The 13273-nt window shown below is 72.5% G+C and carries 10 protein-coding genes; 8 read left to right on the top strand and 2 right to left on the bottom strand.

The annotated features are described in order from the left end of the window. The first annotated feature begins 38 nt into the window (after window positions 1-38). From ettA to JL106_RS07680, 4 genes are all read left to right on the top strand, one after another. The gene (ettA, locus tag JL106_RS07695) at window positions 39-1715 is read left to right on the top strand and encodes an energy-dependent translational throttle protein EttA (RefSeq protein ID WP_205260125.1); all 1677 of its coding nucleotides are present in this window, start codon (window positions 39-41) and stop codon (window positions 1713-1715) included. Between the two features lie 114 nt (window positions 1716-1829). Then, the gene (locus JL106_RS07690; protein ID WP_205260124.1) at window positions 1830-7127 is read left to right on the top strand and encodes an NAD-glutamate dehydrogenase; all 5298 of its coding nucleotides are present in this window, start codon (window positions 1830-1832) and stop codon (window positions 7125-7127) included. 92 nt (window positions 7128-7219) lie between these two features. Beyond that, window positions 7220-7639 (top strand): acyl-CoA thioesterase, encoded by a 420-nt coding sequence (locus JL106_RS07685; protein ID WP_205260123.1) that lies wholly within the window; start codon window positions 7220-7222, stop codon window positions 7637-7639. Next, complete coding sequence (locus JL106_RS07680) at window positions 7636-8325, top strand: hypothetical protein (protein WP_328841724.1); 690 nt, start codon at window positions 7636-7638, stop codon at window positions 8323-8325. The genes JL106_RS07685 and JL106_RS07680 overlap by 4 nt, the downstream gene beginning before the upstream one ends. 27 nt (window positions 8326-8352) lie before the next feature. On the opposite strand, the gene JL106_RS07675 is transcribed toward JL106_RS07680, so the two are convergent. After that, window positions 8353-8754 (bottom strand): globin, encoded by a 402-nt coding sequence (locus tag JL106_RS07675; protein WP_205260122.1) that lies wholly within the window; start codon window positions 8752-8754, stop codon window positions 8353-8355. Between the two features lie 329 nt (window positions 8755-9083). On the opposite strand from JL106_RS07675, the gene JL106_RS07670 reads away from it, so the two are divergent. Continuing rightward, window positions 9084-9707, top strand: coding sequence for an HNH endonuclease (locus tag JL106_RS07670; RefSeq protein WP_328841720.1), 624 nt, complete (start codon window positions 9084-9086; stop codon window positions 9705-9707). 509 nt (window positions 9708-10216) lie between these two features. Here JL106_RS07670 and JL106_RS21550 read toward each other — a convergent pair. After that, complete coding sequence (locus tag JL106_RS21550) at window positions 10217-10339, bottom strand: hypothetical protein (RefSeq protein ID WP_268928058.1); 123 nt, start codon at window positions 10337-10339, stop codon at window positions 10217-10219. Window positions 10340-11034: 695 nt separating this feature from the next. Between JL106_RS21550 and JL106_RS07665 the strand changes: the two genes are divergently transcribed. From JL106_RS07665 to JL106_RS07655, 3 genes are all read left to right on the top strand, one after another. Then, complete coding sequence (locus JL106_RS07665; protein ID WP_205260121.1) at window positions 11035-12354, top strand: MFS transporter; 1320 nt, start codon at window positions 11035-11037, stop codon at window positions 12352-12354. 88 nt (window positions 12355-12442) lie between these two features. After that, entirely contained in the window at window positions 12443-12673 is a 231-nt protein-coding gene (gene ctaJ / locus JL106_RS07660; RefSeq protein WP_205260120.1) for an aa3-type cytochrome oxidase subunit CtaJ, read from the top strand. Then, entirely contained in the window at window positions 12660-13145 is a 486-nt protein-coding gene (locus JL106_RS07655) for a DUF5130 family protein (RefSeq protein ID WP_205260119.1), read from the top strand. The genes ctaJ and JL106_RS07655 overlap by 14 nt, the downstream gene beginning before the upstream one ends. The last annotated feature ends 128 nt before the right edge of the window (window positions 13146-13273 follow it).

Below are 13273 nucleotides of genomic sequence, written 5' to 3'. Positions count from 1 at the left end.
TCGATGTCAGACGCGAAGAGACGGCGGGAAGAGACGGCGTGGCCGAGTTCATCTACACCATGAAGAAGGCGCGGAAGGCGCACGGCGACAAGGTCATCCTCGACGACGTCACCATGTCGTTCTACCCGGGCGCGAAGATCGGCGTGGTCGGCCCGAACGGCGCCGGCAAGTCGACCATCCTCAAGATCATGGCCGGGCTGGACACACCCAGCAACGGTGAGGCCTTCCTGACCCCCGGGTACTCGGTCGGCATCCTCATGCAGGAGCCGGAGCTGGACGAGAGCAAGACCGTCCTGGAGAACATCCAGGAGGCGTTCGGCGACGTGTACTCCAAGGTCAACCGGTACAACGAGATCGCCGAGCTGCTGGGCACCGACTACTCCGACGAGCTCATGGAGGAGATGGGTTCTCTCGGTGAGGAGATCGAGAACGCCAACGCCTGGGACCTTGACTCCCAGCTCGAGCAGGCGATGGATGCGCTGCGCTGCCCCCCGGGCGACGCCGATGTGTCGGTCCTCTCCGGCGGTGAGCGCCGGCGGGTGGCGCTGTGCAAGCTGCTGCTCACCGCGCCCGACCTGCTGCTCCTCGACGAGCCCACCAACCACCTGGACGCCGAGTCGGTGCTCTGGCTGGAGCAGTTCCTGGCCAACTACGCCGGGGCCGTGCTGGCCGTGACCCACGACCGGTACTTCCTGGACAACGTGGCCCAGTGGATCGCCGAGGTCGACCGCGGCCGGCTCATCCCGTACGAGGGCAACTACTCCACCTACCTGGAGAAGAAGGCCGAGCGGCTGAACGTCGAGGGGCGCAAGGACGCGAAGCTGGCCAAGCGACTCAAGGAGGAGCTGGCCTGGGTGCGGTCGGGGGCCAAAGCCCGGCAGGCCAAGTCCAAGGCCCGGCTCGAGCGCTACGAGGAGATGGCGGCCGAGGCCGAGCGCACCCGCAAGCTCGACTTCGAGGAGATCCAGATCCCGGCCGGCCCGCGCCTGGGCAACATCGTGGTCGAGGTCAACGGGCTCGAGAAGGGGTTCGGGGACCGGATCCTCATCGACGGGCTCTCGTTCACGCTGCCGCGCAACGGCATCGTCGGGGTGATCGGCCCGAACGGCGTCGGCAAGACGACGCTGTTCAAGACGATCGTCGGGCTCGAGGAGCCCGATCAGGGCACGGTCAAGGTCGGCGAGACGGTGTCGCTGTCCTACGTCGACCAGAGCCGCGGCGGCCTGGACCCGAAGAAGACGGTGTGGGAGGTGGTCTCGGACGGGCTCGACCACATCAAGGTGGGCAGCACCGAGATGCCGTCCCGCGCCTACGTCTCCGCCTTCGGGTTCAAGGGTCCGGATCAGCAGAAGCCGTCCGGGGTGCTCTCCGGCGGCGAGCGGAACCGGCTGAACCTGGCGCTGACCCTCAAGGTCGGTGGCAACCTGATCCTGCTCGACGAGCCGACCAACGACCTGGATGTCGAGACGCTCTCCTCGCTGGAGAACGCCCTGGAGCAGTTCCCGGGCTGCGCCGTGGTCATCTCCCACGACCGGTGGTTCCTCGACCGGGTGTGCACCCACATCCTGGCCTGGGAGGGCACCGACGAGGACTCGGCCAAGTGGTTCTTCTTCGAGGGCAACTTCTCCGACTACGAGCGCAACAAGATCGACCGGCTCGGTGCGGACGCCGCTCGTCCCCACCGGGTGACCCATCGCAAGCTGACCCGCGACTGACCCAACCGCGGGACACCGCCTCCCCGCGCGCCGGCTGCGGCCCACCGCACCGGCGCGCGGGCGGCGCCCCGGCCCGCGATCACCGGGAACCTGCCGCCAGCGGACGAGGAGCAGATGAAGGCCACCGGAACTGCCGACGACCATCCGACCGGAGCACGGGCCGCCGGTCGGGTCGCCGGGGACACGGCCGGCGATCTGCTGCCGATCGGCCCGGAGGCCGAGCCGGTCCGTCCGGGCGGCCCGGACCTGGTCGCCGCCGAGGCGACCCGGCGGCGGCCCGAGCTCGCCGCGCTGATCGACGCGTACTTCCGGCGCATGCCGGAGGAGGACCGGCCCACCGAGGTCGACGACCTGCTAACCATCGTCGATCAGCACCGGCGGACCGCGTCCGTTCGCCGCCCGGGCGAGATCGCCATCCGAGTGGTCAATCCGCCCCGCCACGACCGGTCGTCGGATCTCGGTGACCGGAGCGCGGACTGGCAGCGGGCCGCCACGGTCGTCACCGTCGTGAACGACGACATGCCCTACCTGGTCGAGACGACCGTGGCGGCGCTGTCCGCGCTCGGGTTGACGGTGCACCGCCTGCTGCACCCGGTCCTGCTGGCCCACCGGGACGTGGACGGCGTGCTGCAGGCGGTGTCCGCGGAAGCCGGGCCCGGCGCGCACGGCGGTCATCGCCCCGGCGCCGCGGACGGGATCGGCGACGGCGCCGGCGTGCGGGTCGTCCGCGAGTCGTGGATGCACCTGCTGGTGGACCGGATCACCGATGCCAGCCGCGCCGAGGACGTCCAGGCCGCGCTCACCACCGCGCTGGAGCAGGTGCGCGCGGCCGTCCAGGACGCTGATGCGCTGGCCGGAGCGGCGGCCGCGGTCGCCGCCGAGCTGCGAGCGGTACCCAGCCCGCGCACCCCACAGGAGGTCACCGAGGCGGCTGACCTGCTCTACTGGCTGGTCTCGGGCCACCTGACGTTCCTGGGGTACGAGCGGTACGAACCGGCCGGCCCGGTGGTGGAACGGCCGGGCCCCGACGACCGGGTGCCCCGGCCCGGCGAACCGCGGACGGTCCGGATGGTCGCGGTCGCCGACAGCGGACTCGGCGTGCTGCGCCGTGCCACCGACCCGCCCGTCCAGTACGCCGCCGACGACGCGGACCCATCCGACCGCGCCGCGACGCCCGGAACCCCGGTCGGTCCCGGCGACGACGAGGTGACTGTCGACCTGACCGACGGGCTGTCCGACCCGCCCGGCACCGCGCCGGGGCACCTGCTGCTGACCCGGGCCAACCACGGCCTGTCGCTGTCCCGCTCCATCCCGCCACTGGCGGTCTGCGTCCGGATCCTGGCTGCGGACGGGTCCGTGCTGGCCGACCACCGGTTCGTCGGGGTGCTGACCTCCCGCGGGGCCGCCGCCGAACCGGCCACCGTCCCCGTGCTGCGCGGCATCGTGCAGCAGGTGATGTCCTCGCTGGGCGCCACGGCCAACTCGTACACCGGGCAGCAGGCGCTGGACCTGATGGCCGGCTACCCGCGGCTCGACCTGTTCTGGGCTCGGGCGGACGAGATCGCCCGCGTGGTGCGGGGTGTGCTGGAGCTGACCAGCCGGCGGCGGCTGCGGGCGTTCGTGCAGGCCGACCCGATGCGGCGGTTCGTCACCGTCCTGGTGTTCCTGCCGCGTGACCGCTACACGACCGTCTCGCGGCTGCGGTTGCAGGACGTGCTGCTGCGCGAGTTCGCCGGGCGGTCCATCCACTACACGGCGCGTGTCGGCGACTCGCTGCTGGCCTCCCTGTACTTCACCGTCGACACCGATCCCGACCGGCCCGCCGCCCCCGATCCGGGTCCGTTGTCCGAGCAGCTGCGCGAGGCCATCCTCACCTGGGAGGACCGCCTGGTCGGCGAACTCGTCGGGCCGGGCGGCATGCTCGCCGGGCAGCTGCTCGACCCGGAACACCCGGCGGACGAGGCGGTGCTGGCCGGTTCACCCGCCGACCTGGACACGGCCGCGGTGCTCAGCCGGTACGGCGACGCCTTCGACGAGGCGTACAAGGAGGACCACTCGGTCGCGGACGCCGTGGCCGACCTGCAGGTGCTCGACGGGCTGAGCGGACCGGACGACCTGGCCGTGCGCATGTCCGACGCCGCGACCGAGGACCCCACGGCCGACGACCGGGCGGTCGTGCACCGCCTCACCCTCTACGTGGTCGGGGCGCCGGTGACCCTCTCCCGGGCGCTGCCGGTGCTGCACTCCCTGGGCGCGGTGGTGCTGGACGAACGGCCGTACGACGTCCGGCGCTCGGACGGCACCGCCGGGCAGATCCTCGACTTCGGACTGCAGTTCGCCGCCGGTCCCGCGGCCCGCGCGGCCGCGTCGCCAGAACTGCGCCAGCACTTCACCGAGGCGTTCGTCGCCGCCTGGCGCGGCCGTTGTGAGGTCGACGGCTTCAACGGGCTGGTGCTGCGCGCCGGGCTGCGCTGGCGCCAGGTCGTCGTGCTGCGCGCCTGCGCCCGCTACCTGCGGCAGCTGGGCACCCCGTACACCCAGGGCTACATCGAGCAGGTCCTGACCGCTCAGCCCGCGGTGGCGGCCGACCTGGCCGAGCTGTTCGCGGTCCGCTTCGATCCGGAGCGGTTCCCCGATGCGGACGACCGGAGCTCCGACGGGGGCGGGGCCGGCGCCGCCCGGGTCGAGGCCTCGGACCGCCTGGTCGAGTCGATCACCGCCGACCTGGACGCGGTGACCAGCCTGGACGCCGACCGCATCCTGCGCTCGCTGCTCTCCGTCATCACCGCGACCGACCGGACCAACGCCTACCGGCACGACGCCGACGGCGCACCGCGGCCCGTGCTGTCGTTCAAGCTGGATCCGCGGCGCATCCCTTCGGCGCCGAGACCCGTTCCCCGTCATGAGATCTGGGTGTACTCGCCCGAGGTCGAGGGTGTGCACCTGCGGTTCGGGGCGGTGGCCCGCGGTGGTCTGCGCTGGTCGGACCGCCCCGAGGACTTCCGCACCGAGGTGCTCGGCCTGGTCAAGGCCCAGGAGGTGAAGAACGCGGTCATCGTGCCGGTCGGTGCCAAGGGCGGGTTCGTGGTCCGTCGGCCGGTCGAGGCGACCGGCGATCCGGTGGCCGATCGGGACGCGGCGCAGGCCCAGGCGGTGCAGTGCTACCGCCGGTTCATCGCCGGACTGCTGGACCTCACCGACAACCGGGTGGACGGCACGGTCGTCCCACCGCAGGACGTCGTCCGGCACGACGGGGACGACCCGTACCTGGTGGTGGCGGCGGACAAGGGCACGGCGTCGTTCTCCGACACGGCCAACGCGGTGGCCGCCGAGTACGGGTTCTGGCTGGGCGATGCCTTCGCCTCCGGCGGCAGCGTCGGCTACGACCACAAGGCGATGGGCATCACCGCCCGCGGGGCCTGGGAGTCGGTCAAGCAGCACTTCCGGGAGCGCGGCCTGGACACCCAGCGCCAGGAGTTCACCGTGGTCGGCGTGGGCGACATGTCCGGTGACGTCTTCGGCAACGGCATGCTGCTGTCCGCCCACATCCGGCTGGTCGCGGCGTTCGACCACCGGCACGTGTTCGTCGATCCCGAGCCGGAGCCCGAGCGGTCGTTCACCGAGCGGCTGCGGCTCTTCGAACTGCCACGGTCGTCGTGGGCCGACTACGACACCTCGCTCATCTCGACCGGCGGTGGAGTCTGGCCGCGCACCGCGAAGTCGATCCCGGTGAGCGAGCAGGTGCGGTCGGCGCTCGGCTTGGCCGACGACGTCACCGCGCTGCCCCCGACCGAACTCATCCGCGCGATCCTCACCGCACCCGTCGACCTGCTGTGGAACGGCGGCATCGGCACCTACGTCAAGGCCACCGAGGAGTCCGCGGCCGACGTCGGTGACAAGGCCAACGACGCCGTCCGGGTCAACGGCGCGCAGGTCCGGGCCGCGGTCATCGGGGAGGGCGGGAACCTGGGCGTGACCCAGCTCGGCCGCATCGAGTACGCGCTGCGCGGCGGCCGCGGCGACGGCCCTGCCGGCGGCGGGTCGATCAACACCGACGCCATCGACAACTCAGCCGGCGTCGACACCTCGGACCACGAGGTCAACATCAAGATCGCCTTGGCGGAGCGGTTGCGGAACGGCACCCTGGACGAGCCGGGTCGCCGGGAGCTGCTGGTCTCGATGACCGACGAGGTGGCCGATCTGGTGCTGGCCGACAACCGGGAGCAGAACCGGGTGCTCGGGGTGTCCCGGTCGCACGCCGCCGCGATGGTGAGCGTGCACGGTCGGGTGATCGACCACCTCGCCGAGCACGGCGGGCTGGATCGCGATCTGGAGTTCCTGCCGACCCCGGCGCAGCTGGGCACCCGGGCCGCCAACGGCCGCGGCCTGACCTCGCCGGAGCTCAGCGTGCTGCTGGCGTACGTGAAGTCGTCGCTGTCCCGGGCCGTGCTGGACAGCGACATCCCGCAGGATCCGGCGTTCGCGGAACGGCTGGGGACGTACTTCCCGCCCCGCATGGGCGGGGAGGCGGGGGAGTCGGCGGACCAGCGGCACCCGCTCGCCCGCGAGATCGTCACCACGATGACGGTCAACCAGCTGGTCAACGCGGCCGGCCTGACCTTCGTCTACCGCGTCGGCGAGGAGCTGGCCGCCGCACCGACCGACGCCGTCCGCGCCTTCACCTCCGCGGTCGACATCTTCGAGCTGCCGGCGGTGTGGCACGAGGTCGCGCGCCGCGACAGCCAGGTGCCGACGTCGGCGCAGTACGCCGCGGCGCTGGTGGTGCGCAGGCTGCTCGACCGGGCCGCCCGCTGGCTGCTGACCCGGCGCCCGCAGCCGCTGGACGTCCGGGCCGAGGTGTCGCGTTTCCGGGACCGGATCAGTGTGCTGCGCCCCCAGATCCCGGGTTGGCTCACCGGGGCCGAGCAGGAGGCGGTGGCCGGGGAGGCGGCCCGGCTGCAGGACCTCGGTCTGGACGAGACCCTGGCCGTCGCGGTGGCCGGAGCGCTGGCCGCATACCCGTTGCTGGACGCGGTGGATCTGGCCGAGCAGCTCGGCCGGCCGGACGCGGAGTGCGCCGAGCTGTTCTACGCGCTCTCGGCCCACCTGCCGTTCGATCGGTTGCTGGGTCAGGTGACGGCGCTGCCGCGGGACGACCGGTGGGGGGCGCTGGCCCGGCAGGCACTGCGGGACGACCTGTACCGGTCGCTGCGACTGATCGTGGCGGACGTCCTCGCCGGCACGGATCCGGGCACACCAGCACCCGAGGCCATCGCGGCGTGGGAACAGAGCAACGCCTCGCGGATGGATCGGTCCCGGACCGCGCTGGCCCGGCTGGCCGACGACCCGGACGGCGGCAGCCTGGCGGCGCTGTCGGTCGCCGCGCGCGAGATCCGGGCCATGACGCGATGACCGGGGCGAGCAACGAGGTCGGACGACCCGTCCGGGACCGAGCGGTCGCGGTGGACGACCGGATCCCGGCGGATCCGGGGCGAGGAGGACGGGTGGGGCGGCGGTACGAGGTCGAGGTCCCGATCCGCTGGTCGGACATGGACGCCTACGGCCACGTGAACAACGCGCGCACGCTCACGCTGCTCGAGGAGGCCCGGGTGTCCTGGCTGTTCCTGGACGCCGAATCCCTCGGTCTGCAGCGGCTGGCCAGCGGCATCGTCGTCGCCGCGCTGGGCATCCGGTACCGCCGCCCGATCGACTACCGGGACCGCCTGGTCGTGTCGATGGGCGTGCAGGACCTTCGGGCGTCGTCCTTCGAGATCGACTACCAGGTGACCGTGCCCGCCGCCCAGGAACGCGACCGGTTGGTGGTCACCGCCACCAGCACGATGGTTCCGGTCGACCCGCAGACGTTCCGCGCCCGCCGGTTCGAGCCGCACGAGCGGGCCTGGCTCGAGACGTACCGCTCGTGACCGGGCCGGAGACCACCGGAGTCGCGCTGACGCCGGCGACGGCCGAGGACCGGGCCGACGCCGCCTCCTTCGCCGGCCGGGTGGCGCGCTGGGACCGCCGCACCCCGGTGCGCATCCGGGCGGACCGGGTCACCGCCACCGAGCCCAGCACCGGGCCGGCCGCCGACGTGGTCCGGATGTGGGCGGGCACGCCGTTCGACGTCCTGGTCGCACGGTCGGTCCACGGCACCGTCCGACCCGGTGACTGCACCGTGCTGGCCGGCAACCTGCTGGCGGCGCTCGCGGTCACCACGGCGGCCACCGTCGACCCCGGACCGCGGGCCGACGCCACCTGGCGCACGCAACTGCCGCCGGTCTCCGGCTGGGTCCCGGTCGACCTGGTCCCGGCCACGGTGCTCGCCGGGCTCGCCGAGGAAGGCGTGAGCGGCGCCCGGGAGCGACCCGGTCCGATGGGCGGCGCGCCCACCGCGCTGCTCGACCACGAGGCCCTGACCGTCACCGGGTCCGGCATGGTGGTGCCGCTGACCATGCGGGTGCTGTTCGCGCTGTCGGGCATGGGGTTCGCCCCGGCCACTCCGGGGGAGGAGGTCCGGGTCAGCGCCACCGACGCCTGGCTGCGGCTGGACGGGCGGTACGGGACCGTGCTGCGCCGGCGGCACAGCCTGTTCCCGCTGCTGCTCGGCTGACCGGCAGGCCCTGCCTACGCCGGCGGTTCAGCCGTGCGTGTTGACCAGACTGTCGGCCGCCATCACCAGGTACGACCACAGCCGCTCGTGCGCCTCGGGCGACAGGTGTTCGGCGTCGACCGCCTGCGCCATGGCGGCGAGCCAGGCGTCCCGTTCGCGTTGGCCGATGGTGAACGGCGAGTGCCGCATCCGCAGTCGGGGATGGCCGCGTCGCTCCGAGTAGGTGCGCGGACCACCCCAGTACTGCTCCAGGAACATCAGCATCCGCTGTTCCGCGGGACCGAGGTCCTCCTCCGGATACAGCGGCCGGAGCACGGGGTCCTGGGCGACCACCTCGTAGAACCGGTGCACGATCCGGCTGAAGGTGGCGTGTCCGCCGATCTCGTCGAAGAAGGTGGCCGAGGGTTGCACCTGTCCAGTGTCCGCCATCGCCGGGCCGGTCGGGACCTGCCCGCCGCTCCGGGTCCCACGCGCCCCGCAGCCGTCCGCCACGAATGTGCTGGCCAGCGGCCCGGCGACGATGTTGACTACCCCAGGGCCGGCTGACTCCCGGCTCGCGCAGCACACCGGCGACGGGGCCGGGACACCGAACCTCGGCACGGGAGTGACACGTGGGTCCAGCAGCGACAGGCGGGCGTCCGACCGGGACGGTCCGGCCGCACCGGTCCATCGGCCAGGGTCGGTCCGCCGAACGGCAGGCCGGGCGGCGTGGCTCCGACGAGGCCCGACCCGACGGCGGTCAACCGCACATCCGGGCCGTGGCGCCGGTCGGTCCGGCCGTCGGCGCGGTCCTGGTGGGTCCACTCGGGGACCGCCGGATCCCGGACGGGACGGTCGGTGACGGTGCGATCGGCGGTCGCACCGGCAGTGTCGGTGCGGTGCTCCGGGTGCTGGTGCTCAACTCCGGACACGAGCCGTTGACCGTGATCACCGGCCGGCGGGCGGTGGTGCTGCTGATGGCCGGCAAGGCGGAGTGCGTCGTCGAGCGCGAGGACCAGACGGTGATCCGGTCGCCGTCGACGGTCGGCGTGGTGCCGTCGGTCGTGCGCCTGCACCGGTACGTGCCGTTGCCACCGCCGAGTACCGGGCCGGTGACGCGGCTCGGCATCCTGCGACGCGACGGCCGGCGGTGCGCCTACTGCGGTGCATCGGGCGAGACGGTTGACCACGTGGTGCCGCGCAGCCGGGGTGGGTCGCACAGCTGGGAGAACTGCGTGGCGTGCTGCCTGCGCTGCAACCGGCGCAAGGCTGATCGGCTGCTCGCCGAGCTCGGATGGACGTTGCCGTTCGTCCCGGGGCCTCCCGGCCGTCGGGTGCGGTCCGGATGGATCGGTCAGGAGCGGGATCCGGCATGGGAGCCGTGGTTGGCGCCGGTGGCCTGACCCAGCGGTCGCGGTCGAGGTGGACGGCTGCCGACCTCGGCGGTGGTGCCCCCGGGATGCAGGGAGGCTGCGGGTCGGCGGAGCCGCGCGAGGCGTGGTCCGGGAGTGACCGGCGCTGCCCCAGCTGCGCTCGCCGAGCCAGGATCGCCGGACCCGTGGACCGCCGTCGGACGCGGGTCAGACCGGCGCCACTCCAGGCGAGATGCGCTGCCACGTCGGCTCGGATCAGCACCGGGTCGATCGGTCGTGCAGTGCCGAGCGCCGGCGGGACCGGTGGCCGTAGCGGCGCTCAGGCGGGTGGATCCGGGTCGAGCCGTGACGGCGCCCCAGTCCGGAAATACCGCATCAACATGAATGCAATTGATGCGTCATCAGCTGTTCGCTCACTCATCGTGAAGCAGTCACGCGAACGTGTGACTGGTACGGATCTCGCACCGTCCCGTCGGCCTGCACGTTGTGTGACCGGTTCGGGGTAGACGATCACTCGTCGTGAGATCCAGGCCGGTTGATCAGCCGACGCGGGTGCCGAAGCCGACGCGAGTACCGAAGCCGACGCGGGTGCCGAAGCCGACGCGGGTACCGAAGCCGACGCGGGTGCCGAAGCCGACGCGGGTGCCACGAGCTGCGAACATGGGGATCTCCTCGATGATCTTGACGAGCTGGGGGCGGACGGAACCGGGTGGGTCCGTCCGGCGGTGCGGGGCGGCGTCCGAGCCGTCGGCCACGGGGCCTGCGGGGTCGCCTGCCAATTGGGGGATGCTGGTGAGAGTGTCTGAAGGACTTGGTCTTTCATGTCCGCGCTGCGGCGGTCGTGCTTCACCAATATATGGTTGGAGCGGCCGCGATGGCCTGAATGGCCCACCGAGATGATCACGGAAAGTGAGTGTCCGATTGCACGAGACATGGACGGACTGGATGGCGAAACCACGCAAATGAGTGTTTTCACTCGTTTGACGAAGCGAGAGCTTCGGTGTGGTTCACTCGAAAGTCGCAGTTTCACTGAATGGAATCGAGAGTCGACCCGTTCGGCCCTGCGTCGAAAAGTCCTTGTTCGTCCCATTCGTCCGGCTGAACTCGGCTGACGGAACTCGAGCAGAACCCGGCGACGTCATCGGTCGGCCGGCACGGTCCCTGCGAGTACCCGGCGCCGTGCGCGTCGTTCCGGCGCGACGCGTTTCGTGCGATCCGGGCCGTGATCGAATGACCCGGGTCGCGCACTCACCGGCACCGGACACCGACGACCAGGACCGCCGGCGGTGCGGCCCATGGCCTGGACGGAACGTCCGGCGTCCGGTGCAAGAGTCGCACGACGAGGGGAGCGGCGCAGGTGGTCGGTGGACGCGGCGCACCCACCGACAGGCTGCCACCCGCCTTCCACCGGTTGATCGTCGCGTGGGCGGCGTCGCTCACCGCCGACGGTCTGCGCGTGGTGGTCCTCCCGCTGCTGACGGTCACGGTCGATCCGTCACCCGCGGCGGTCGCCGTGGTGGCGGCGGTGACCGCGGCCCCCTGGCTGCTCATCGCGATTCCGGCCGGTGCGCTCGTCGACCGGCTCGATCCGGTCCGCGTGATGGCCGTCGCCCATGTCGTCCGCGCCGCGCTCATCGGTGCGCTGATCGGCTTCCTGGTGGCCGACGCCCTGTCGATCACCGTGCTGTGTGTCGTCGGGTTCGCCGCGACCACGGCCGAGACCTTCGCCGACGGGGCGGCCCAGAGCCTCGTGGTGCGGGTCGTCGGACCGGAACAACTGGAACGGGCCAACGCCCGGTTCGTGACGACCGAGACGACCGCGCTCGACCTGGTGGGTCCGATCGTCGGCGGGCTGCTGTTCACCGTGTCCCCGACCGCCGCGTTCGCGGCCTGCGCGACGGCCTACCTGGTCGGCGCGGTCGTGGTGACCACGGTCCGGGCGCCGACCGATCCGCGACCGGTGGCGGCCGTGGCGACCTCCGAGCAAGCCGCACCCGGACCGTCGGCGCCGACCGATGCGCCGGCCGAGTCAGCGAGCGGCGATCGAGCCGCGGGCGTCAGGCGCGGGATGGCGGACGGGGTGCGCAGCGGGTTGCGCGTGCTCTGGCGGGACCGCGCCCTGCGGACCCTGGTCAGCACCGTCGCGGTGCTCGCGTTGGCCAACGCCGCGGCCGACGCGATGCTCGTGCTGTACGCCACCGACGAACTGCGGATGCCGGAGACGTTCTACGCCTTCATGCTGGCCGCGTACTCGGTGGGCACCCTGGTGGCGTCCTTCGGCCTGCCCTGGGTGGCCAGTCGTTACCGCGGCGGCCCGGTGATGTTCGTGGCGGTGCTGGGGATGGGGGGCAGCCTGCTCGCGGTCGGATTCCTCGTGCACCCGGCGGCCGCCCTGCTCGGCTACACCGTGCTGGGTCTGGCCCAGGGCACCTGGAACGTGCTGTCGGCGGCGCGCCGGCAGCGTCGCACGCCGCGCGACATGATCGCCCGGGTCTCCAGCGCGTTCCGCGTGGTGGCCTGGGGGGTGCTGCCGCTGGGGGCCACCGCCGGCGGCGCCGTCGCGGAGCGCTGGGGCGTGCCGGCGGTGTTCGTGGCCGCGGGCGGGTTGACGTTGCTGGCGGCGGTGGCCGCGGCGCGCTCACTGCTCGCGCCGGAACCGCCCGCCCGCGCCTGGTGACGCCGACTGCAGGCATCCACGGCGGCGGCACCGGTCCGCCCTGTGGGGCATCCGGATCGGTCGGGGTGGGCACGCTACGCTCACCGGCGTGAGCATTCTGCAGACGGTCTCGGTGTTCGTCCTGGCTCCGTTGGCCCTGTACGTGCTGATCGCGCTGCTGGTCCTGGTGCCGCACCGGATCCACCAACGGCGCCGGCCGAAGGGTGGCCCGGGGTGGGACTACCCGGCCCAGTGGTGGGCGGGCAGCGAGCCGGTCGCCTCCGGTTCGACGATCAGCACGCCGGACAGCAGCCGAGGAGGCGCTCGTGGCACATGGTGACGACCGGCCGATGGCGGACACCAAGGGACTGGCGGTCAGGTCCGGGGGTGTGCAGCCCTGGAGTCCGCCGACCTGTGGTCCGGTGGGGGAGTACAACAACCCGCTGACCACCGTCGAACTGGAACGGCTGGACGACGTCCTGTACGAGGCCGAGCTGCTCACCGGCCTGCGCTTCTCGACGTACCTCGGTGATCTGGGCGAGTCGACCAGGACCACCGCCGAGAGCCTGCTCGACGGTCTGGGCAGCGACCACCCGCAGGCGGTGCTGCTGGCCGTCTCGCCCGCACAGAAGGTGGTCGAGGTCATCACCGGCGCGGAGGCAGCCTTGCGGATCAGCGACCGCGCCGCCCGCCTGGCGGTGCTCTCGGTGGTCTCGTCCTGCACGGACGGCGATCTGGCCGGCGGCCTGGTCAACGGCGTCCGGGTGCTGGCCGAGCAGGCGGGCACGCTGCCCGAACGCGTCCGCTGGTGACCCCACCGGTCCGCGGCGGCTCCTGAAGTCGTCGGCGGACCACCCGGTGGGCGGTCCGCCCACCAGCCTGGTCGCTCGCCCAGGACGATCCCGGCGCCGCCACGGTGCCGGGATCGTCGTCGTTCCGG

The organism is Nakamurella leprariae (assembly GCF_016918035.1).
In the GTDB taxonomy this organism is placed as follows: domain Bacteria; phylum Actinomycetota; class Actinomycetes; order Mycobacteriales; family Nakamurellaceae; genus Nakamurella; species Nakamurella leprariae.
This window is presented reverse-complemented; position numbering and strand designations above follow the sequence as displayed.